This is a genomic window from Vermiculatibacterium agrestimuris, from assembly GCF_943193085.1.
Classification (GTDB): Bacteria; Bacillota; Clostridia; order Oscillospirales; family Oscillospiraceae; genus Vermiculatibacterium; species Vermiculatibacterium agrestimuris.
In genome coordinates this window covers 97,150-116,691 of the sequence record NZ_CALPCU010000002.1, presented here as the reverse complement: position 1 = coordinate 116,691, position 19,542 = coordinate 97,150, and the positions used below count along the sequence as shown (strand labels likewise).

Sequence of the window (19,542 nt, the reverse complement as noted above, 5' to 3'; positions counted from 1 at the left end):
AAATGAAATGAAAAAGACCCTGTCTATGATCCTGGCCGCCGCGCTTTTGGTGAGCGCGCTGGCCGGCTGCGGCGGCGGAAGCGCCAACACCCCCGCCCCCGCGGAGAGCAAGGCCGCTGAGCCCGCCCAGTCCCAGGCTGCCGAGCCCGCGCAGGAGCACGATCCTGTGACCATCAACTTCCCCACCGCCACCGCCACCGGCGCCCTGTATGCCGTGGGCGCCGCCATCACCAACCTGTGGGATACGGAGATCAGCTATGTCTCCGCCTCCAGCCAGGCGTCCGAGGGCGGCATCGACAACCTCAACCAGATCTCCGACGGCGAAAGCCAGGTGTCCATCGCCATCAGCTCCAACTGCCTGCAGTGCATGAACGGCACCGACAGCTTTGACGGCCACGCCTACGGCGATCTGAAGGTCATCGCCGGACTGTACTTTAACCCCAACCAGGTGGTGGTCACCAACAGATCCGGCATCGACGACCTGGCCGGGGTGAAGGGCAAGCACTTCGCCGTGGCCGCCGCCGGCTCCAGCGTGTACGGCGAGTGCGACAATCACTTCACCGCCGCCGGGCTGAACTTCCCCGATGACATCCAGGCGGAGTACATCGCCTTTGGCGACGCCGCCGATATGCTCCAGAACGGCACCATTGACGGCGCGTGGATCATGTCCGGCGCTCCCGCCGGCGCCGTGAGCCAGGCCATGTCCGCCGACTGCAAGCTGCTCAATATCAGCGACGAGCTCATCGCCGAGCTGCAGAAGGACTACCCCTGGTATGCCCCCTGCATCATCCCCGCCGGCACCTATCCCAACCAGGATGAGGACGTGCAGACCTCCGCTATCAAGATGGTGATGTTCTGCCGGGGCGATCTGGATGAGCAGACCGTTTACGACCTGACGAAGACCCTGTGGGAGAATATCGACACCCTGGGGGAGGCCCAGGCCAACCTGAAGGGCCTCACCGCCGAGGAGGCGGTGAAGGACATCGCCGGCCTGCCCCTCCACGCCGGTGCGGAGAAGTACTACAAGGAGATCGGCGTGCTGTAATGAGCGCGCGCTGAAAAGCCCCCGGACACGTCCTGTCCGGGGGCTTTTTTTGCCCCTTAGGCTTGACGTATGAGCTCCGGCGTTGTATGCTTAAACTTAAGCATGGCATGGAAACAGGAAGGTGTGGTACAGTATGAAGGAGCCGGTGCTGGTCATCATGGCCGCCGGGATGGGTTCCCGGTTCGGCGGACTCAAGCAGATCATTCCGGTGGATGAGGCGGGGCACAAGATCATCGACTTTTCCCTCTATGACGCATGGCGGGCCGGATTCCGCAAGGTGGTGTTCATCATCAAGCGGGCCATTGAGGCGGACTTCAAGGCCGCGGTGGGGGATCGGATGGAGAACTTTTTTGAGGTGCGCTATGTCTATCAGGAGATAGACCGGCTGCCGGCGGGGTTTTCCGTGCCCGAGGGACGTGTCAAGCCCTGGGGCACCGCCCACGCCATCGCCTGTGCCAGCGAGGCCATTGACGGGCCCTTCGCCGTGCTCAACGCTGACGACTACTACGGCGTGACCTCCCTCCAGGCCATCTACGACTTCCTCAGCGCCCCCCACGCCGGCAACGAGCACGCCATGGTGGGCTATCTGCTGCGCAACACCGTCACCGAGAACGGATATGTGTCCCGGGGGGTGTGCTCCATCCGGGACGGCTACCTCACCCAGGTGGTGGAGCGGCTGCGGGTGGAAAAGCGGGGGGACGACGCGGCCTACAGCGAGGACGGCGGGGAGAGCTGGATCGACCTGCCGGGGGACATGGTGGTGTCCATGAACCTGTGGGGCTTCCAGCAGGAGCTGCTGGGGGAGTTCACCGGCCGGTTCCCGGCATTTTTGAAGGAAAATCTGGAGAAAAACCCGCTTAAATGCGAGTATTTCCTGCCCCTGATCCCCAACGCCCAGATCCAGGAGGGGAAGGGAACGGTGCGGGTGCTGCCCACCCGGGATGTGTGGCACGGTATGACCTATCCGGAGGATCTGGAGGATCTGAAGGAGGCCATCGGAGAGATGAAGAAGGCGGGGATCTACCCCAGAGAGCTTTGGAAGGATGTTCCATCCATCGGAAAAAAGGAGGAAGCATAAATGAAGGTTTTGGTTGCCGGCGGCATGGGCTATATCGGTTCCCACACCTGTGTGGAGCTTTTGGAGAAGGGGTACGAGGTGGTCATCGTGGACAACCTCTGCAACTCCAGCCCCGAGGCCGCCAAGCGCGTTGCGGCCATTACGGGAAAGACCCCTCTTTTCTACGAGCTGGACGTCCGGGATGAGAAGGGGCTCTCCGCCGTATTTGAAAAGGAGCGGCCGGACTGCGTCATCCATTTTGCCGGACTCAAGGCGGTGGGGGAGAGCGTGGAAAAGCCCGAGCTCTATTACGACAACAACCTGGGTTCCACCATCACCCTGTGCCGGGTGATGGCCCGCCAGGGGTGCAAGAAGCTCATCTTCTCCTCCTCGGCCACGGTATACTCCGCGGACAATGCGATGCCCCTCACAGAGAACTCCAAGACCGGAGGGTGCACCAACCCCTACGGCTGGACAAAGTACTTTGGGGAGCGCATCCTCACCGACATCGCCAAGGCAGACCCGGAGTGGAGCGTGGTGCTGCTGCGCTACTTTAACCCGGTGGGCGCCCACGAAAGCGGACTGATGGGAGAGGATCCCAAGGGCATCCCCAATAACCTCATGCCCTATATTTCCCAGGTGGCGGTGGGCAAGCTCAAGGAGCTGTCTGTCTTCGGAGACGACTATCCCACCCACGACGGCACCGGGGTGCGGGACTATATCCATGTGGTGGATCTGGCCCGGGGCCATGTGTTCGCCATCGACTACCTGATGAGCCACACCGGGGCGGAGGCCATCAACCTGGGTACCGGCACGGGCTACAGTGTACTGGACATGGTGAAGGCCTTTGGACAGGCCAGCGGGGCGGAGGTGCCCTACCGCATCGCCCCCCGCCGGCCGGGGGACATCGCCACCTGCTATGCCGACCCCACAAAGAGCCGGGAGGTATTGGGCTGGAAGGCAGAGCGGGGACTGGTGGACATGTGCCGGGACAGCTTCCGCTGGCAGAGCATGAATCCCAACGGATATAACGGGTAAAAAACGCAGATGTTTAAGAGGGACGGGGCGGATCTGCCCCGTCCCTCTTCCGCGTTTTCGCCTTGCCAAAGAGGACGGAGCGTGGTATGATGTCCGGATGGAAACGTTTCCATTTTGAAAGGAGCGGTCAGCCATGCCAATGCAGGAGGCTGTGGAACAATATCAAAAGGCCCTGAAGCTGGGCCGAAAATGTTATAAGGACGCGGTGATACACGGCAGCTATCCCTATCTGCCCGCCCTGGATGATTGCCTGGTGGGGCCCAGCACGGCCGGGGTGAGCGATCTGGGGGTGCTGGAGATCCCCATGGAGATGGTGGTGGGCACCCGCACCGACGCCCGAAAGAACGCCTTTGCCGCCAACTTCATGCCCCTTTTGGAGCAGGACACGGAGTTCGCCGCCAAGTGGATCCGCCTGTGTGACGATCATCTGGGGGAGACGGGCATCCAGGAGCCGGTGCGGTGTGTGGAATATCTGGGCCGGTTCTATGTCCAGGAGGGAAACAAGCGCATCAGCGTGCTCAAGAGCTTTCACGCGGCCACGGTGAGCGCCTATGTCACCCGTATGCTCCCGCCCTGGAGCCAGGAGCCGGAGATCGCGGCCTATTATGAATTCCTCCGCTTTTATGACTGCGCCCACATTTACCGGGTGCGGTTTGACCGGCCGGGGCAGTACCGCAAGCTCCAGGCCGCCCTGGGCTTTGAGTGCGACCATGTTTGGAGCGGGGAGGAGCGGCTGGATTTCCTGGCGGCCTACACCCGGTTCCAGTCCGCCTATGACCGCAGACGGCGGCAGGAGGAGCAGGCTGCCGCCTCCGACGCCCTGCTGGTCTGGCTGAAGGTCTATTCCTTCGACGCGTTGAAGGAGATGAGCGACGGGGAGCTGGATAAGAGCCTGGAGGCGGTGTGGCCTGACGTGATCTCCGATGTGCAGAGCGACCCCATCGCGGTGGACACCGTCCCCGCCGGGCCGGACAAGGGCATCAAAGGGCTTCTGTTCGGCGTGGTGCGGCCCAGCCATTTGCAGGTGGCCTTCGTCCATTCCCACGACCCCGCCGTGAGCAACTGGGTCAGCGGCCATGAGCTGGGGCGCAAATATATGGAGATCGCCCTGGAGGACAAGGTGACCACCAGAACCTACTGGCCCAAGTCGGAGGAGGATACCGGCGAGGCGATGATGGAGCAGGCGATCAAAGAGGGGGCGCAGGTGCTCTTCTCCACCGCGCCCCAGCAGATCGGCGCCTGCCGGAAGATGGCGGCGGCCTATCCGGAGGTGAAGCTCCTCAACTGTTCGCTGTTCATGCCATACACCGGGGTGCGCACCTATTACAGCCGTATCTATGAGGCCAAGTTCCTCTCCGGCGTGGTGGCAGGCTCCCTGTGCAGAGGAAAGGAGATCGGCTATATCGCCAGCTATCCCATCTTCGGCGTGCCCGCGGGCATCAACGCCTTTGCCCTGGGCGCCAGTCTGACCTGTCCCGGGGCGCGGATCCGCCTGCGGTGGTCCTGCTGCGACCCCAAGGCGCTGGAGCGCTTTGACGCCGAGGGAGTGGAGCTGGTGTCCAACCGGGACGTGCCAACCCCCACCCAATACCAGGCCCGGTGGGGCCTGAGCCGGCTGCGGGAAGACGGGGTGCGGGAGCCTCTGATCTCTCCCTTCTGGAACTGGGGCATTTTCTATGAACAGGTGGTGCGCAGCATTTTGGATGGCGGCTGGGACATTACGGGCAGCCATGGAAAGACCCAGGCCATCAACTATTGGTGGGGCATCCAGAGCGGCGTGGTGGGGACGCGGTGCGCCCCCGGCCTGCCTGAGGGATGCCGGAGGCTGGTGGAGATCCTGGAACGGGATATCGGCTCCGGGGAGCTGGATCCCTTCCGCCGGGTCATCCGGGACAACAGGGGGACAGAGCGCAGCGATGGGGAGCGGTGGTTCTCTCCGGAGGAGATCCTGAAGATGGACTGGCTGTGTGAGAGCGTGGAGGGGGAGATCCCCGGCTTTGATTCCCTCATCCCCGCCGCCCGGGAGATGGTACGGCTCCAGGGCGTATACCGGGAAGAGATCCCGCCCCGGAAGGAGGGGGTACTGCTGTGAGGATATTGTGCCTGGCCGACGAGGAGTGCTCTGTCCTCTGGGAAAACTACCGGCCGGAGCTGCTGGAGGGGGTGGAGCTCATCCTCTCCTGCGGCGATCTGAAGCCGGAGTACCTGTCCTTTTTGGTGACGATGGCGGGGGTGCCCCTGCTCTATGTCCATGGCAATCACGACGAGCGGTATGCGGCAAAGCCCCCGGAGGGCTGTGAATGTATCGACGGCAGGGCGGTGACGGTGAAGGGCCTTCGGATCGTGGGGCTGGGGGGCGCACGGCGGTACAAGCCGGGGCCCCACCAGTATTCCGAGGGAGAGATGACCTGGCGGGCGGCTAAACTCGTCCCCGGCATCCTGCGCCAGGGCGGCGTGGATCTGGTGCTCACCCACGCCGCCCCCAGGGGCTACGGGGACGGGGAGGACTACGCCCACCGGGGCTTTCAGACCTTCAACCGCCTGCTGGATCGGTTCAAGCCCGCCTATTTGATCCACGGCCACGTCCATCTGAATTACGGGCCCAATCTTCCCCGGCAGCACCAGTATGGGGACACGGTCGTTCTCAACGCCTTTGGACGATACCTGCTGGATATTGAGCCAAAGGGATTGACAAGCCGGAAAAAATAAGTTATATATGTTATAAACAAAGGGAGTAGCCTGCACGGAAAAGTCCGTGTTCGCGGAGTCGTCAATACGGCTGTTTGGCCCGGTTGCGTGATGAAAAGGCGAGACTTTGCTGTTGTTTCGACAGCGAAGCCTTGCCTTTTTTGGCCTGAAATGGGCAAACTATCCCTGGAAAACGGAGGGAGAGACGCTATGACATTGGGAGGACTGGCCCTGTTTTTCGTCCGCCTTTTGGCCGGAACGGGGGTGTTCCTGGTGGGGGTGCACCTGCTCACAGCCAACATCGAGCAGCTTGCCACCGGGAAACTGAAGGAGCTGTTCGGAAAGACCGCCGACAAGCGGCTGGTGAATGTGGGCGTGGGCGCCGCGGCCACCGCCCTCATCCAAAGCTCCGGGGTGACCACAGTGCTCATTGTGGGCTTTGTCAACGTGGGGGTGATGAACCTCTACCAGGCGGCGGCTATGATCATGGGCGCCAACATCGGCACCACCGTCACCGCGCAGATCGCCGCCCTGAGCGCCTTTCCCATCACCACTTACATCCAGGTTCTGGTGTTTGTGGGCATCATGCTCAGTATGATCGGGAAGGAGGACACCAAGAAGAAGCTGGGACTTCTTCTGGCGGGTCTGGGATTGATTTTTATCGGGCTGGCTCTGATGTCGGACGCCATGAAGGCCGACCGGGACGCCATTCAGAGCCTTTTCACGATGGTGCGCGATCCGCTGCTGCTGTTTTTTATCGGGATTTTCCTCACCGCTCTGGTGCAGTCCAGCTCAGCCACCACTTCCATCATCATCGCCATGTCGGTGGCGGGACTCACCGTGGGTACCGGGGGCAACGAGGTGCTCTATATCATTCTGGGCACCAACATCGGCTCCTGTGTAACGGCCCTGATGAGCTCCTTTACCGCCGGGGCTAACGCCCGGCGGGCAAGCTTTATCCACCTGATGTTCAACACCCTGGGCTCGGGGATCTTTTTCCTGGTTCTGGCGTTCTGGCCGGGCTTCATGACGTGTACCTTTGGCCGGTGGTTCTCAGAGACAGCTACCCAGATCGCCATGTTCCACACCTTCTTCAATGTCACCTGTACGGTACTGTTCCTGCCGCTGTGCGGCTGGTTTGTCCGGGTGTCGGAGCGGCTGATCCGGGAGCGGGAGGTTCGGGAGGAGCCTCAGGAGACTTACCTGGACGAGCGCATGCTGGCCTCCACATCTCTGGCCATTTCCCAATTGGAAAAGGAGATGGTCCGCCTGTCCGATACAGCCATGGAGGCCTTTCGGACAGGCTACCGATCTTTTCAGGACAGGGACAAGGAGCTTATTGCCCCCACACAAAAACTGATCGACCGGGCGGGGGGCGTGGAGCAGGCTGTGGTCAACTACTTGATCCGTCTGGCCGCCCAGAGCAAGCTCTCCGACGAGCGGGATATCTCCCGGCTCCACGGGAGTCTGGCGGATATTATGCGTATCGCGGAGATCGCCGACAACCTGACCAAGTATACCCGTGCCTCCGTGGACAGGAATCTGGACTTTTCTCAAAGCGTGCGCCAAGAGCTGGATGGAATGACGCAGCGGGTGGAGGAACTCTACGGCCTGACCAGGCGGGTAATGGTGGAAAAGGATGCGGGCCTGCTGGGTGAGGTGGATCGGGTGGAAAATGACGTCGACACCCTGCGCAAACGGCTCATTGAAAGCCACATTGAGCGGCTCAACCAGGGCGCGTGCAGTGCCGCCTCCAGCGGAGTGTTCATCAACCTGGTGTCCAATCTGGAGCGTTTGGGAGACCACCTGACCTACATTGCCCACAGCACAGTGGAATAAATGATGAAAAAAGAGGGACACAGGACAGAGATCCTGTGTCCCTCTTTTTCAGTGGCCTCAGAGCTCCACGCAGGGGAGGGATATCTGGGTGAGAAGGCCGCCGCCGGGGGCGTTTTGGGCGTGGATGACGCCCCCGTGGGCCTTGACGATGCTGCCGCAGATGGCCAGGCCCAGGCCGGAGACCTTCCTTCCCCGGTCGGAGGTGTAGAGCGGCTCGAAGATCTGGCCCAACAGCTCCTGGGGCACCCCCACGCCGTTGTCCCGGAAGGAAAACAGGATCCGATCCTCCTGACGCTCACAGGTGAGCTCCAGCGCCAGGCGGGGGGCCTGGGCATGGTTGATGCTGTTGGAGATGAGGTTGCCGAAGAGCCGGCGCATATGCTCCCAGCTGCAGATGAGCTGGGCCCCGGGGGCGAGGCACTCCACCCGGAAGGACACCCCTGCATCCTCCAGCTCGTCGCTGTACTCGTGCCGGAGGCGGCGGCACAGCTCCCCCGCCTCCATGAGCACCATGGGGGCGGCGTCCCTGAGGCCCACATCCAAATAGTCGTCGAACTCATCCACCACCGCCTTCAGGTGGAGGGCTTTTTCGTGAATGAGATCCAAATACTGCTCCTTGCGCTCCGGGGAGAGGCTGCCCGCGCGCAGACGCTCGGAATAGCCCAGCACGGAGGTGAGCGGGGTCTTGATGTCGTGGGAGATGGAGGCGATGAGCCGCCGCTCGGCCTGCTCTTTGCGCGCGATGGTCTCCGTCAGCTCCACAAAGGCGTTTTGGAGCCGGCCGATCTCGTCGGAGCGGACGGTGCGCTCCGGGGCCTGGCCGGAGGCGGAATACTGCCGCATGGCCTTCCGCAGGCGGATGATGGGGGCGATGACCAGCAGAAAGAAGAGGATGGCGGCCACCGCCAGCACCAGCAGATTGAAAAGCAGCATGCTCAGGGCGGCGTACCGGGAGGCCACCGCCGGGTCGGCGGCGGTGTAGATAGCCTGAAGCGCGTCCACAAAGTGGAGGGAGATCACGCACCAGTCCAGCAGGGCCAAGGCCACCACAATGACGATGAGCTTGCGGCTCAGCCGGCTGGAGAGCCAGCCCACGCCGGGGAAGCCGCTTTTGTTCTGTGCTTGCTGTGTATCCATGTCCCCTTCACTCCCCCTCGATCAGGCCGCTCTGGGTGACGAACCGGTAGCCCTGGCCCCAGACGGTCTTGATGTAGCGCCACTCCGGATCCAATTTCAGGCGCAGATTTTTGATGTTGATGGCCACGGCGCTCATGTCCCCGTACTCGGTCTGCCACACGTCCCGGTAGATGCGCTCCCGGGAGAGGGTCTGGCCCGCATGGGTCATGAGGTAGTGGAGCAGCTCCAGCTCCCGGGTGGACAGGGAGACGGGCGCGCCGGAGCGGGTGACGGTGACGTTCTCCGCGTCCAGGCAGATCTCTCCGATCTGAATGGGAGCCCGGGGGGCGGCGGTGGAGGAGAGGATGCGCTCCTGGCGGCGCAGGTGGGCCTGGACGCGGGCGGAGAGCACCTCCAGCTCAAAGGGCTTGGTCAGGTAGTCGTCGGCCCCCAGTCCAAGGCCGGCGACGATATCCTGGGCGGAATCCTTGGCGCTCAAAAAGAGGATGGGACACTCTACGCTGTCCCGGACGCGGCGGCAGACCTCAAGGCCGTCCATGCCCTTCATCATGATATCCAGCAGGATGAGCTCGAAGCTCTCCCCCTCCAGAATGGCGAGGGCCTCCTCGCCGGAGGCGGCGGTGGTGACGGAGAGACCCTGGTCGCTCAGCACGTCGGAGACCAGGAGGCGGATGGAGGCGTCGTCGTCCACCACAAGTATTTTAGCGCTCATTTGAGCCACTCCCTTTCACTCTGAAGCATACCATACCCAGGGCGAAAAATCCATGAAAAAGTATGAAAAGCCAAGGGCAGTCCCGTTCATGAAGAATTATGAGAAAGGCCCCCAAACCATTGACTTTTGGGCCTGGAAAAAACTAAGATAGGGGCGTCCCCGCAAAGAGGGGACGCCCCGCTTAACAGGGACTGACTATTCCCCGGAAGGTGATCGAATTGCTGGAAAAAATCGCCCACAAGCTGACGAGAAGACCCAAACTGGTGGTGACCATTGCCGTAGCGCTGCTCATTCCCAGTATCCTGGGCTATTTCGGAACGCGGGTCAATTACGACATCCTGACCTACCTGCCCCAGGAGCTGGACTCGGTAAAGGGGGAGGCCCTTTTGGAGGAGCCCTTCCAGATGGCGGCCACCACCATGCTCATTGTGGAGGATATGCCGCCCCAGTACACCAACCAGCTGCTGGAGCAGGTGAAGGAAGTCCCCGGCGTCAGCGGGGCCATCTGGATCTCCAATATGGCCGGGATCCAGATCCCCCAGGAGATGATCCCCGCCGAGGTGCGGGATGTGTTCTTCTCGGGAAAGGCCACCATGATGATCGTCCAGTACGACCAGGCCGGCGCCTCGGAATCCACTATGAACGCCATCGCCCAGGTGCGCCGGCTGTGCAATGAGAAGTGCTTCCTGGCCGGCTTTTCCGTGTTTATCAAGGACACCAAGGATCTGGTCATCAAGGAGATGCCGCTGTATGTGGTCATGGCGGTGATCCTGTCCATGGTGGCCATGTGCCTGATGATGGACTCCTGGCTCCTCCCCGTGGCTCTGCTGCTCAGCATCGGCCTGGCGGTGATCTATAACTTTGGCACCAACATCATGTTTGGCGAGATCTCCTTTATTACCCAGGCAATTGCCGCGGTGCTGCAGCTGGGCGTTACCATGGACTACTCCATCTTCCTCTATGACCGGTACATAGAGGAGCTGCACAACTATGAGGATAAGCGGGACGCCATGGCCACCGCCATCGTGGCCGCGTTCAAGTCCCTCTCCGGCTCCTCTCTCACCACCATCGCCGGCTTTCTGGCCCTGTGCTTCATGCGCCTGACCCTGGGCAAGGACATCGGCTTTGTCATGGCCAAGGGCGTGGTGCTGGGGGTGGCCACGGTGGTGCTGGTGCTGCCCGCCATCCTCCTGCAGATGGATAGAGGCATCCAGCGCTTCCGCCATCCCTGCCTCAAGCCCAAAATGGCGGGGGTCAACGCCTTCATCGTCCGGCACCGGAAGGGCTTTGTGATCCTGTTCCTTGCGCTGTTTATCCCGGCGGTATACGCCAACAACCATGTGGAGATGTACTACAAGCTGGACGAGTCCCTGCCCCAGGATATGCCCTCCATCGTCTCCACCAACAAGCTCAAGGACGACTTTGATATGGCCTCCAGCCACTTTGTTGTCATGGAGGACGACCTGAGCCACAACGAGATGCTCCGGCTCATCGACGAGATCGAGGCGGTGCCCGGCATCACCAGCGTGGCGGCCTACGACAAATTTCTCCCCGCGGGCATCCCGGATTTCTTTATCCCCGACGCCGTCAAGGATATCTGCAAAAAAGACGGATATCAAATGATGATGATCAACTCCTCCTACGTCACCGCCTCCGATGAGGTGGCCGCCCAGCTGGAGACGCTGAAGGATATCCTCCATACCCACGACCCCAACGCCTACATTACCGGCGAGGCCGCCCTTACGGCAGACCTCATCACCGTCACGGACGTGGACTTCAAGGTCACAAGCTACCTGTCCATCCTGGCCATTCTGATTTTGGTGGCCATCACCTTTAAGTCCATCGCCGTGCCTATTCTGCTGGTGGCCACCATCGAGCTGGCCATCTTCATCAACCAGGGCATCCCCTACTTTACCGGCAGCGTGGTGGCCTTTGTGGCGCCCACAGTCATCGGCTGCGTCCAGCTGGGCGCCACGGTGGACTACGCCATTTTGATGACCACCCGGTTCCAGGAGGAGCTGCAAAAGGGCCACGACAGGCTGGAGGCCATCCAGCGCGCCGCCACCTCGGCGGACACCTCCATCCTCACCTCCGCGCTGGTGTTCTTCTGCGCCACCATCGGCGTGGCGGCGGTGTCCACCATGGACATCGTGAAGGCCATCTGCATGATGCTCTCCAGGGGCGCCATCATCTCCGCCTTTGTAAGTATTTTCATTTTGCCCTCGGTGCTGTGCGTCTTTGAGCCGCTGATCCATAAGACCACCCTCCACTGGCGCACGCCCAAGCCCCCCAGGGAGAAAAAAGTCCCGGCCCTGCAAGCTGTCCAAGGAAAGGAGTCCGATCCCCAATGAGAAAAAATCGTAACCGTGCCCTGGCGCTGGCTCTGGCGCTGAGCGTGACCGCCGCCTCCCTCGTCCCCGCCGCCAAGGCAATGACCATCCCCGCCTCCTACGACGAGGCCTATTACGCCACCCTGGACTACTATGGCGGGGTGCAGGAGGCCAGTGTGGTGAAAAGCTACCGGCTCAACGGCGCCGACACCGTCACCGACTACGGGACATATGACGAGGTGATCAACCTCACCGACGGCGTCGCCCCCGTCATTGACGGCGGGAAGGTCACCTTCCAGATGGGGGAGGACGCCCCGGAGAAGTTCTATTTTGAGGGCAAGACCGTGAAGCCCTTTGAACAGCTGCCCTGGAGCATCGCTGTATCCTACCGGCTCAACGGCGCGCCCGCGCTGGCGGAGGAGCTGGCGGGGAAGACAGGGCTTGTGGAGATCTGCCTGGACATTCTCCCCAATCCCGCCGCCCCGGCCTACAGCAGGGACAATCTGGTGCTCACCGCCGCCGCTGCCTTCAATGACGACGACATCGTCTCTCTGGAGGCCCCCGGGGCGGAGGTACAGCTTGTCGGCAACCTGCGCACGGTGCTCTTTGCCGCCCTGCCCGGGGAGGAGGATCACTTCGTCATCCGGGTGGGCAGCGAGGACTTCTCCTTCTCCGGCCTCATCTTCCTGGCGGTGCCCGCCACCCTTCAGCAGATGGAGAAGGTGGCCGACCTGAAGCAGGCCAAGGAGAAGGGGGAAGACTCCCTGGACGCCATCAGCGACAGTCTGGACGTGATCTTAGATACCCTGGACGGCATGAGCGGCAGTCTCAATGCCACCGCCAACGGCCTGGATCAGCTCAGTGGCGCCCGGAGCACCGTCTCACGGGGGAAGGGGGAGGTCTATGACCAGACCGATCTGGCCCTGGAGGGGCTCAACGGCCTGGTGGACACCCTGGGGAGCATGGACAGGTACGCCCAGGTGGCCTCTCAGGCCATCACTGACCTCAACGGCGATCTCAACCGGCTCAACGCCACCACCCAGGGCCTGGCCCCGGAGCTGGAGAGGGCGCGGAAGACCATCGCCGCCATCCAGGCCGATACCAAGGCCCTCAGCGAACTGCTCACCGACGTGGAGAGCTACAACAAGCGGGCCAGCGCCATCGCCAGCAGCCTGTCCAGCGGCATGGAAGAGCTGGACGACGAGATGGAGGGGATGCGTTTCGCCCTGGATATGCTGGAGTCGGCGCTGAAGAGCACCAAGGGCATCTCCACCATCAAGGACTCCGACATGCTGGGGATGCTCTCTCCCGACCAGGCGGCCCAGATGAAGACGGTGCTGGAATACCGCCGGCAGTATGAGAGCTATCTGGCGGAGAACGGGCTGAGCGAAACGGATATGTCCTTCCAGGACTTTATCGTTTTGGGGGCCTTTCAGCAGGGGTATGAAAAGCAGGTGGAACAGACCGCCAAGGATCAGGTGGCCGCCGCGTATGCAAGCTATGTCGCCGGCGTACAGCCCGGGGATACCCCGATGACTCCGGAGGAGTTTGCCGCCGGGCCGCAGGGGCAGGCCATCGTGGCCATGGTAAAGCAGCAGGCCGAGGCGAATTTTCAAAGCGCTTACGCTGCCTTTTTGGCCGGTGGGAGCAGTGAGCTGACCGCCGCCCGAAATCAGGCGGCCGCCGCCGACGCGGCCTACGCGGAGTTCTCCGCCCAGATGCCCATGGTGGACACCGTGAACAAGAAAATCAAAGAGATCAACAATCTGATCACCGGCCTTACCGACCCCACCGCCCGGCTGGTGGGGGAGCTGTCCGACATCTGCGAGCTGGTGGGGGACACGGGGACTGTGGACGACCTCCACTCCCTGGCCAAGCTGTGCCGGGATCTGCTGAAGACCCTGAAGGAGCATGAGGGGGAGGGCGCCGCCCTTCTGGGGGATCTGGACGAGGTGGGCGATCTTCTCTCCCGTATTACGATCACCGCCGACACGGCCCTGTCCGATCTGGACAGCCTCATCGCCACGCTCAATACCTATGAGCCGGAGCTCCAGGCCGCCGTGACGGACGTCCAGAGCCTGTCCGCCTCCGCCCAGACCGCCCTGGGAGGCACCGCCTCCGCCATCGGCTCCGCCGAGAGCCTGCTGCGGCAGGCCGGGCCCCAGCTGGACGCGGGCACCGCCAACACCTTGAGCGGGCTCTCCGATGCCCTGCGCAAAGCCACCATGGGACTGGAGCAGACCGGCACCATCCGGGACGCCAAGAGCACCATTTCCGACCTCATCGACGACGAGTGGGACGACCACAGCGGCCGGGTGGACGGCATTTTGAACATGGACGCCAACGCCACACCGGTGTCCATAACCGACCAGCGCAACGCCGCGCCCCGGAGCGTGCAGTATATCATGCGCACCCAGGAGATCAAGGAGGAAAAGCCGGAGCAGACCGAAGAGGAGCAGAAGGCCGCGGAGAAGACCACCTTCTGGGAGCGGGTGGCCAATCTGTTCAAGGGACTGTGGGCGGATCTTAAAAAGCTGCTGCACGTCGGATAAATTGCGCAAAGCCCTTTGCGGGCGTCCCCATAGAAAAAGTGGGCCATGCCGGATGACTCCGGCATGGCCCACTTTCTGTTTGCAAAGAGACGCTCAGCGCGTCCGCTCGCCCCGCTCGCAGCGGTTGCCCCAGGCGTCGATAAGCTCGTCGCCCCGGTAGACGCAGATGATCTCGCAGTGGTTGGAGCACTGGCCGCAGCTGGCCTCCCGGGTATGGAACTCCATGTTCTCCACCGCGAAGTCGAATTCCTGCCGTTTGCTGCCCTTCTTGGCCAGAATGGCCACGCCCAGGGCGCCCATCAGGTGGCCGTTGGGGTCGACAATGACCTTGCAGCCCAGGGTGCGCTCGAAAGCGGCCACCACGCCCTTATTTTTGCTCACGCCGCCCTGGAACACCACCGGGGAGAGGATCTTTTTGCCCTTGCCCACGTTGTTGAGGTAGTTGGAGGCCACGGCGTTGCACACCCCGGCGATAATGTCCTCCCGGGGGTGGCCCATCTGGATCTTATGCACCAGGTCGGACTCGGCAAAGACGGTGCACCGGGCGGCGATCTGGGTGGGGTGGGCCGAGCGCAGGGCGTAGTCGCCGATCTCTTCCACCTCAATGCCCAGCCGCTTGGCCTGGCTGGACAGGAAGGCGCCCGTGCCCGCGGCGCACAGGGTGTTCATGGCGTAGTCCACCGCCACCCCGTTCTCCACCAGGATGATCTTGGAGTCCTGGCCGCCGATCTCCAGGATGGTGCGCACGTCGGGATAAAAGGTGGTGGTGCCCACGGCGTGGGCAGTGATCTCGTTTTTTACCATGGTGGCGCCCAGAATGGCGCCCACCAGCTTGCGGGCCGAGCCGGTGGTGCCGGTGGCCACCACTTTATATTTTGTGCTGTCGAACTGCTCCTTCAGAAGGCGCACCAGCTCCTTCACCGCGCCGATGGGGTCGCCCTGAGTCCAGATGTACCGGCTGGCCAGAATGTTGTTTTCCCGGTCGATGATGACGCCCTTGGTGGAGATGGAGCCCACATCGACGCCCAAATATGCGTGTTCCATGTTAAAATACCTTCTTTCTCATGGCGATCATGTCATAAAAGGCCTCCAGCCGTGTCTGCAGTCCCACGTCGCTGGTCTGAACGTCGTAGGTCAGGTAGAGCACGGGGATCTTATAGTCGGCGCTGATATTTTGCAGTACCGGCATCACGTCGATCTCCGGGGTGCAGCCGGCGGACTTGATGTGGATGAGGCCGTCAAAGCCCCGCTCGGCGCACTCCCTGGCGTACCAGATGTTGGCGGTGGCGGTGGGGCCCATCTCATACTGGCACAGATCCTGGATCTTGATGTGCATATTCTTCTGGCCGTTGTAGTGGAGGAACTGGTTGGTCACGTTCATCCACCGGTAGATCTCCAGGCGCATGTCCGCCAGCTTCTGCTCCAGCTCCAGGTTGGAGAAGGCGTCCATGGCGGTGTAGAACTCTCCCACCACGCCCACCCGCAGGGGCTGGGCGGGCTTATCCAGCGGGATGGCCTGGAGGGCGCGCTTGGCCTCGCGGTAGCCTGTCTCCACATCGCTGCGGCTCCGGGCGGTGTACATGGCGGTAAGGAAGTCCTGGTAGCCGCGCTTATACCCGCCGGTGGGGTCGAAGCCGCAATTTTTGTAGTATTCACCGGTGATCTCGTCCAGGTACTCCACCATCCGCAGGCCCTCCATGAACTGGGTCAGGCACCGGGCGGGGTTCACCTTGGGGTTGATGCGCCGGATGATCTTGAGATATTCCTTTTTCTTGCTCATGTCATACTCGGACAGGTTGATGAACTCAAACTGGTAGCCCAGATCCCGGAGGATCTGCTCCAGAAGCTCCCCGTAATATCCCAGCCGGCACAGGCCGTGGGTCATGATGAGGGTGTCCGCGCCGCACTCCAGGGCCTCGATCATACTGCCCAGCACGGTTTTGAAGGGGGTGCAGACATAGTCGGGGCTGTATTTGCTGCCCAGCTCCATGGTGCGTTTGGTGAGGGCGGGGGGCATGACATATTTCACGTCCAGGGCCTGCTCCATGATGTATTTCAGGGCGCAGTTATATTCGGCGTATCTGGGGAAGGAGATCTTTCTTCCTTTTGCCTCTGCCATTACAGCTTCCCCTCCTTCAGACGGATGATGTCGATAAAGCTCTCCAGCCGGGTCTCCACCCCCGCCGTGCCGGTCTGGCTGTCCAGAACCAGGTTCAGCATGGGGATACCCTTGACCCGGCGGGCAATGAGCTCATTGACCATGGCGTCAGGCCCGCAGGGGAAGGCGCTGAGGAGGATGATGCCGTCCACCTCGTTTTTCCGCAGGGCGATGCCGCCCAGGATCTCCCGGCTGATCTCCCACTTGCAGGTGGGGGAGAGCTCCCGGCTGCGCTTCAGGGCGTGCTCCCGCTCCGTCAGGTCGGCCCGGAGGGGGGTGACGCCCACGCCCTTGAGGTAATCGGTGACCACCTTGCCGACATAGGGATCCTCCACCACATAGCTGTGTCCGGCGATGAGGATCTTCAGTCCCTCCCGCTTGCACAGCTCCTCCTGCTTCTGCACCCTGGCTCTGTACTGGGTCAGCTCCGCCCGCTTGGCCAGCTTATAGGCCCGCTTCACGGTCTTGGGGCCAAAGCCCAGCTGGCGGCCCAGGGACAGGAAGGCGTGTTCCTCGTCCTGCCCTGCCAGCACGTCCACGCTGCAGGTGAGGAATTTCTGCGGGACGTCCCGAAAGACGTTTTTTACCAGGTCGGGCATGGCCTCAAACCGGGTGCACATATTCCGGTGGTGGCCGAAATTGCTGACCCGGGGCACCAGGATATAGTCGCACTTCCCCACCAGCGCCGCCACATGGCCCAGGTAGATCTTCAGGGACAGGCAGGCCTCGTCGATGGCCAGGGCGGAGCCCCGCTCCAGGATCTCCCGGTCGGTGGGGCCGCTGGTGACCGTGTCCACCCCCAGCTCCCGGAAAAAGACGCCCCAGAGGGTGCGGCAGCGGTAGTACAGCATAGCCCGGGGAAGGCCCACCGTAATGACGTTTGTTTCCATGGGTTTCAACCTCGTATTGCGTAAAATAAACGGCCCCGGCCTTCCAGGAAGAACCAGGGCCGGATGGCATTATAACACAGTGTGAGGGGAAAATCCAGACCTTAGAATGATCCAGAACCAACTCACCGCCCCAGCTGCTGGTGGATTGTCTGTGTTTCCGATCCTGTTCCGTGGCCGTGCGCTCTTATTCACAAATATTCAGCATGCTTATTTCAAATTTTTCGCATTTACTCTTGACATTTTCTATTCAGAATGCTAAAGTGCACCGAATGCTGCGGGATTTTACAAGGGGAGCTTAGGGCGGAATAAAGGCGCCTGTACAGAATAGGATACAGACGCTTTTGCCATACTATTAAAAATAATGAGCACACAGATATCTTCCATTGCGGATAGAGGCATATGATACGCTGGAAATGACGCCCGGATAGGGCGACTGGAAAAGGAGAGACAGGATATGAAAAAGACAGCAGTGATCCTTTTGAGCGGCGCGCTTGCGCTCAGCATGACCGCCTGCGGGGAGAAAAAGCCCGCCGGCGAGACCCTCACCGGGACTGGAAAAGGCTATGGCGGCGACGTGACCGTGACGCTGACCCGGGAGAGCGGGACGATCACCGCCTGCTCCATCAAAGGGGAGAAGGAGACCCCGGAGATCGGCGGCAAGGCGCTGGCCGACCTGGAGCAGCAGGTGGTGGCCGCCAACGGCTATGACATCGACGGCGTGTCCGGCGCCACCATGACCAGCAAGGGCGTCAAGGCGGCTGTGGCCGCCGCCCTGGGCGAGAACTATACCGAGCCCACCCCGGCCCCGGCGCAGACCGCGCCTCCCGCCGAGAAGGTGGAGATCGAGGGCGGCGTGCAGCTGGGCCTGGCCTATGCCGCGGCCCACGGCACCAAGTGCTTTACCGAGGCTTACGCCGCGGTGCAGGGCGACGTGATCGTGGCGGCTTATGTGGACGAGTTCCAGTTTGTGGCCGATGACGCCGGCTTAGAGGTGGTGCCCAACAGCGACAAGGGCTTCGGCGAGAGCTATGCCGAGGGGCAGGCCCTGGCCTCCAAGCGGGTGGTGGCCGACTACTACAGCGCCCTGATGGCGGATCACGCCGGCTCCACCGTGCGCATCGACGACAACTACGACGCCATCCAGACCTTCGCCGTGGGCAAGACCATCGCCGAGGTGGAGAGCGTTGCCGCCGGGGAGGGCGCGGTGGACGCCGTGTCCGGCGCCACTCTGGCGGATACTGCCGGGTATCTCAGCGCCATCGTTCAGGCGGCCAAGAACGCCCAGGAGACCCAGGCGGTGGAGTTCAGCGGCAGTTCCGACAGTCTGAAGCTGAACGTGGCCTACGGCGCGGCCCACGGTGATAAATGCTTTACCGCCGCTGCCGCCCTCACCGACGGGGACAAGATCGTGCTGAGCTATCTGGACGAGTTCCAGTTTACCGACGCCGGCGACGTGAAGGGCGTGCCCAACAGCGACGCCGAGTTTGCCGCCGGCTATGCCGAGGGGAAAGTCCTCATCTCCAAGCGGATGGAGGCCGACTATTACAGCGCGCTGATGGCGGAGCACGCCGGTTCCACTGTGCCCATCGACGATAACTACGACGCCATCCAGGCCCATGTCAACGGGATGACGGTGGCCGAGGCGGAGGCCCTGGCCGGCAGTGAAAACGCGGTGGACGCCGTCTCCGGCGCTACCTTGGCGGATACCGCCAACTATGTGGGCGTCATTGCGAAGGCGGCCAGGGGATAAGAAAAGGAGCAGACACGGAAAAGGGGCGAGCCCGACGGGGCCCGTCCCTTTTTTATACAACAAACATCCTAAAGTTTTATGCGCTCTTAATGCCCCGCCTGGGACAGATACGCCACATACGCCCGCTTCAGAGCGGGAAGGACAGCCTGGACTACGGGGATCCGCTGACCGCCTGCAAGGAGCACGCTATCGGCATTGAGCGCGGTGATGTGCTCCAAATTGATGATATAGGAACGGTGGGGGGAGAAAAAACGGGGATCGCCCGACAGCCGCTCCATCAGGGAGGTGAGCGTGTCTGAGGTGACACACTGGACACCTACGCACACATCACCACCCAAGCCCAGCG

Annotated in this window: 15 protein-coding genes; 9 read left to right on the top strand and 6 right to left on the bottom strand. The window is 62.0% G+C overall.

Annotation, left to right across the window (positions count from 1 at the left end; genetic code table 11):
- Nucleotides 1-7 precede the first annotated feature (7 nt).
- The 6 genes from NFR87_RS01695 (at nt 8) to NFR87_RS01670 (ending at nt 7,667) form a co-directional block, all read left to right on the top strand.
- Nucleotides 8-1,045: a TAXI family TRAP transporter solute-binding subunit gene (locus tag NFR87_RS01695; RefSeq protein ID WP_251445427.1), complete on the top strand. Its 1,038-nt coding sequence runs from the start codon at nt 8-10 to the stop codon at nt 1,043-1,045.
- Nucleotides 1,046-1,178: 133 nt separating this feature from the next.
- The gene (locus tag NFR87_RS01690; RefSeq protein WP_251445425.1) at nt 1,179-2,123 is read left to right on the top strand and encodes a nucleotidyltransferase family protein; all 945 of its coding nucleotides are present in this window, start codon (nt 1,179-1,181) and stop codon (nt 2,121-2,123) included.
- Nucleotides 2,124-3,140: a UDP-glucose 4-epimerase GalE gene (galE, locus tag NFR87_RS01685; protein ID WP_251445423.1), complete on the top strand. Its 1,017-nt coding sequence runs from the start codon at nt 2,124-2,126 to the stop codon at nt 3,138-3,140.
- Nucleotides 3,141-3,273: 133 nt separating this feature from the next.
- Nucleotides 3,274-5,232 carry a BMP family ABC transporter substrate-binding protein gene (locus NFR87_RS01680; protein WP_251445421.1) on the top strand — a complete coding sequence of 653 codons (1,959 nt, stop codon included), beginning with the start codon at nt 3,274-3,276 and terminating at the stop codon, nt 5,230-5,232.
- The gene (locus NFR87_RS01675; protein WP_251445419.1) at nt 5,229-5,849 is read left to right on the top strand and encodes a metallophosphoesterase family protein; all 621 of its coding nucleotides are present in this window, start codon (nt 5,229-5,231) and stop codon (nt 5,847-5,849) included. The genes NFR87_RS01680 and NFR87_RS01675 overlap by 4 nt, the downstream gene beginning before the upstream one ends.
- A 189-nt stretch (nt 5,850-6,038) precedes the next feature.
- The gene (locus NFR87_RS01670; protein WP_251445416.1) at nt 6,039-7,667 is read left to right on the top strand and encodes a Na/Pi cotransporter family protein; all 1,629 of its coding nucleotides are present in this window, start codon (nt 6,039-6,041) and stop codon (nt 7,665-7,667) included.
- A gap of 57 nt (nt 7,668-7,724) precedes the next feature.
- Here the strand turns inward: NFR87_RS01670 and NFR87_RS01665 are convergent, their stop codons facing one another.
- Together NFR87_RS01665 and NFR87_RS01660 are read right to left on the bottom strand one after the other, a co-directional pair.
- Nucleotides 7,725-8,804 (bottom strand): sensor histidine kinase, encoded by a 1,080-nt coding sequence (locus NFR87_RS01665; RefSeq protein ID WP_251445415.1) that lies wholly within the window; start codon nt 8,802-8,804, stop codon nt 7,725-7,727.
- Between the two features lie 7 nt (nt 8,805-8,811).
- Nucleotides 8,812-9,516: a response regulator transcription factor gene (locus NFR87_RS01660; protein WP_251445413.1), complete on the bottom strand. Its 705-nt coding sequence runs from the start codon at nt 9,514-9,516 to the stop codon at nt 8,812-8,814.
- A gap of 218 nt (nt 9,517-9,734) precedes the next feature.
- On the opposite strand from NFR87_RS01660, the gene NFR87_RS01655 reads away from it, so the two are divergent.
- Both NFR87_RS01655 and NFR87_RS01650 read left to right on the top strand, forming a co-directional pair.
- Complete coding sequence (locus tag NFR87_RS01655; protein ID WP_251445411.1) at nt 9,735-11,867, top strand: efflux RND transporter permease subunit; 2,133 nt, start codon at nt 9,735-9,737, stop codon at nt 11,865-11,867.
- The gene (locus NFR87_RS01650) at nt 11,864-14,398 is read left to right on the top strand and encodes a hypothetical protein (RefSeq protein WP_251445409.1); all 2,535 of its coding nucleotides are present in this window, start codon (nt 11,864-11,866) and stop codon (nt 14,396-14,398) included. The genes NFR87_RS01655 and NFR87_RS01650 overlap by 4 nt, the downstream gene beginning before the upstream one ends.
- Nucleotides 14,399-14,491: 93 nt before the next feature.
- On the opposite strand, the gene NFR87_RS01645 is transcribed toward NFR87_RS01650, so the two are convergent.
- From NFR87_RS01645 to NFR87_RS01635, 3 genes are read right to left on the bottom strand one after another with little or no spacing between them, the layout of a single operon-like run.
- Entirely contained in the window at nt 14,492-15,442 is a 951-nt protein-coding gene (locus NFR87_RS01645; RefSeq protein ID WP_251445407.1) for an acyl-CoA dehydratase activase, read from the bottom strand.
- A 1-nt stretch (nt 15,443) separates the two neighbouring features.
- The gene (locus tag NFR87_RS01640) at nt 15,444-16,517 is read right to left on the bottom strand and encodes a hypothetical protein (protein ID WP_251445405.1); all 1,074 of its coding nucleotides are present in this window, start codon (nt 16,515-16,517) and stop codon (nt 15,444-15,446) included.
- Nucleotides 16,517-17,446 carry an acyl-CoA dehydratase activase-related protein gene (locus NFR87_RS01635; protein ID WP_251445403.1) on the bottom strand — a complete coding sequence of 310 codons (930 nt, stop codon included), beginning with the start codon at nt 17,444-17,446 and terminating at the stop codon, nt 16,517-16,519. Before NFR87_RS01635 ends, NFR87_RS01640 begins: the two co-directional genes overlap by 1 nt.
- A gap of 454 nt (nt 17,447-17,900) precedes the next feature.
- Between NFR87_RS01635 and NFR87_RS01630 the strand changes: the two genes are divergently transcribed.
- Entirely contained in the window at nt 17,901-19,196 is a 1,296-nt protein-coding gene (locus NFR87_RS01630; RefSeq protein WP_251445402.1) for an FMN-binding protein, read from the top strand.
- Nucleotides 19,197-19,282: 86 nt separating this feature from the next.
- On the opposite strand, the gene NFR87_RS01625 is transcribed toward NFR87_RS01630, so the two are convergent.
- Nucleotides 19,283-19,522, bottom strand: a complete 240-nt coding sequence (locus NFR87_RS01625; RefSeq protein WP_251445399.1) for a LytTR family DNA-binding domain-containing protein — start codon at nt 19,520-19,522, stop codon at nt 19,283-19,285.
- Between the last annotated feature and the right edge of the window lie 20 nt (nt 19,523-19,542).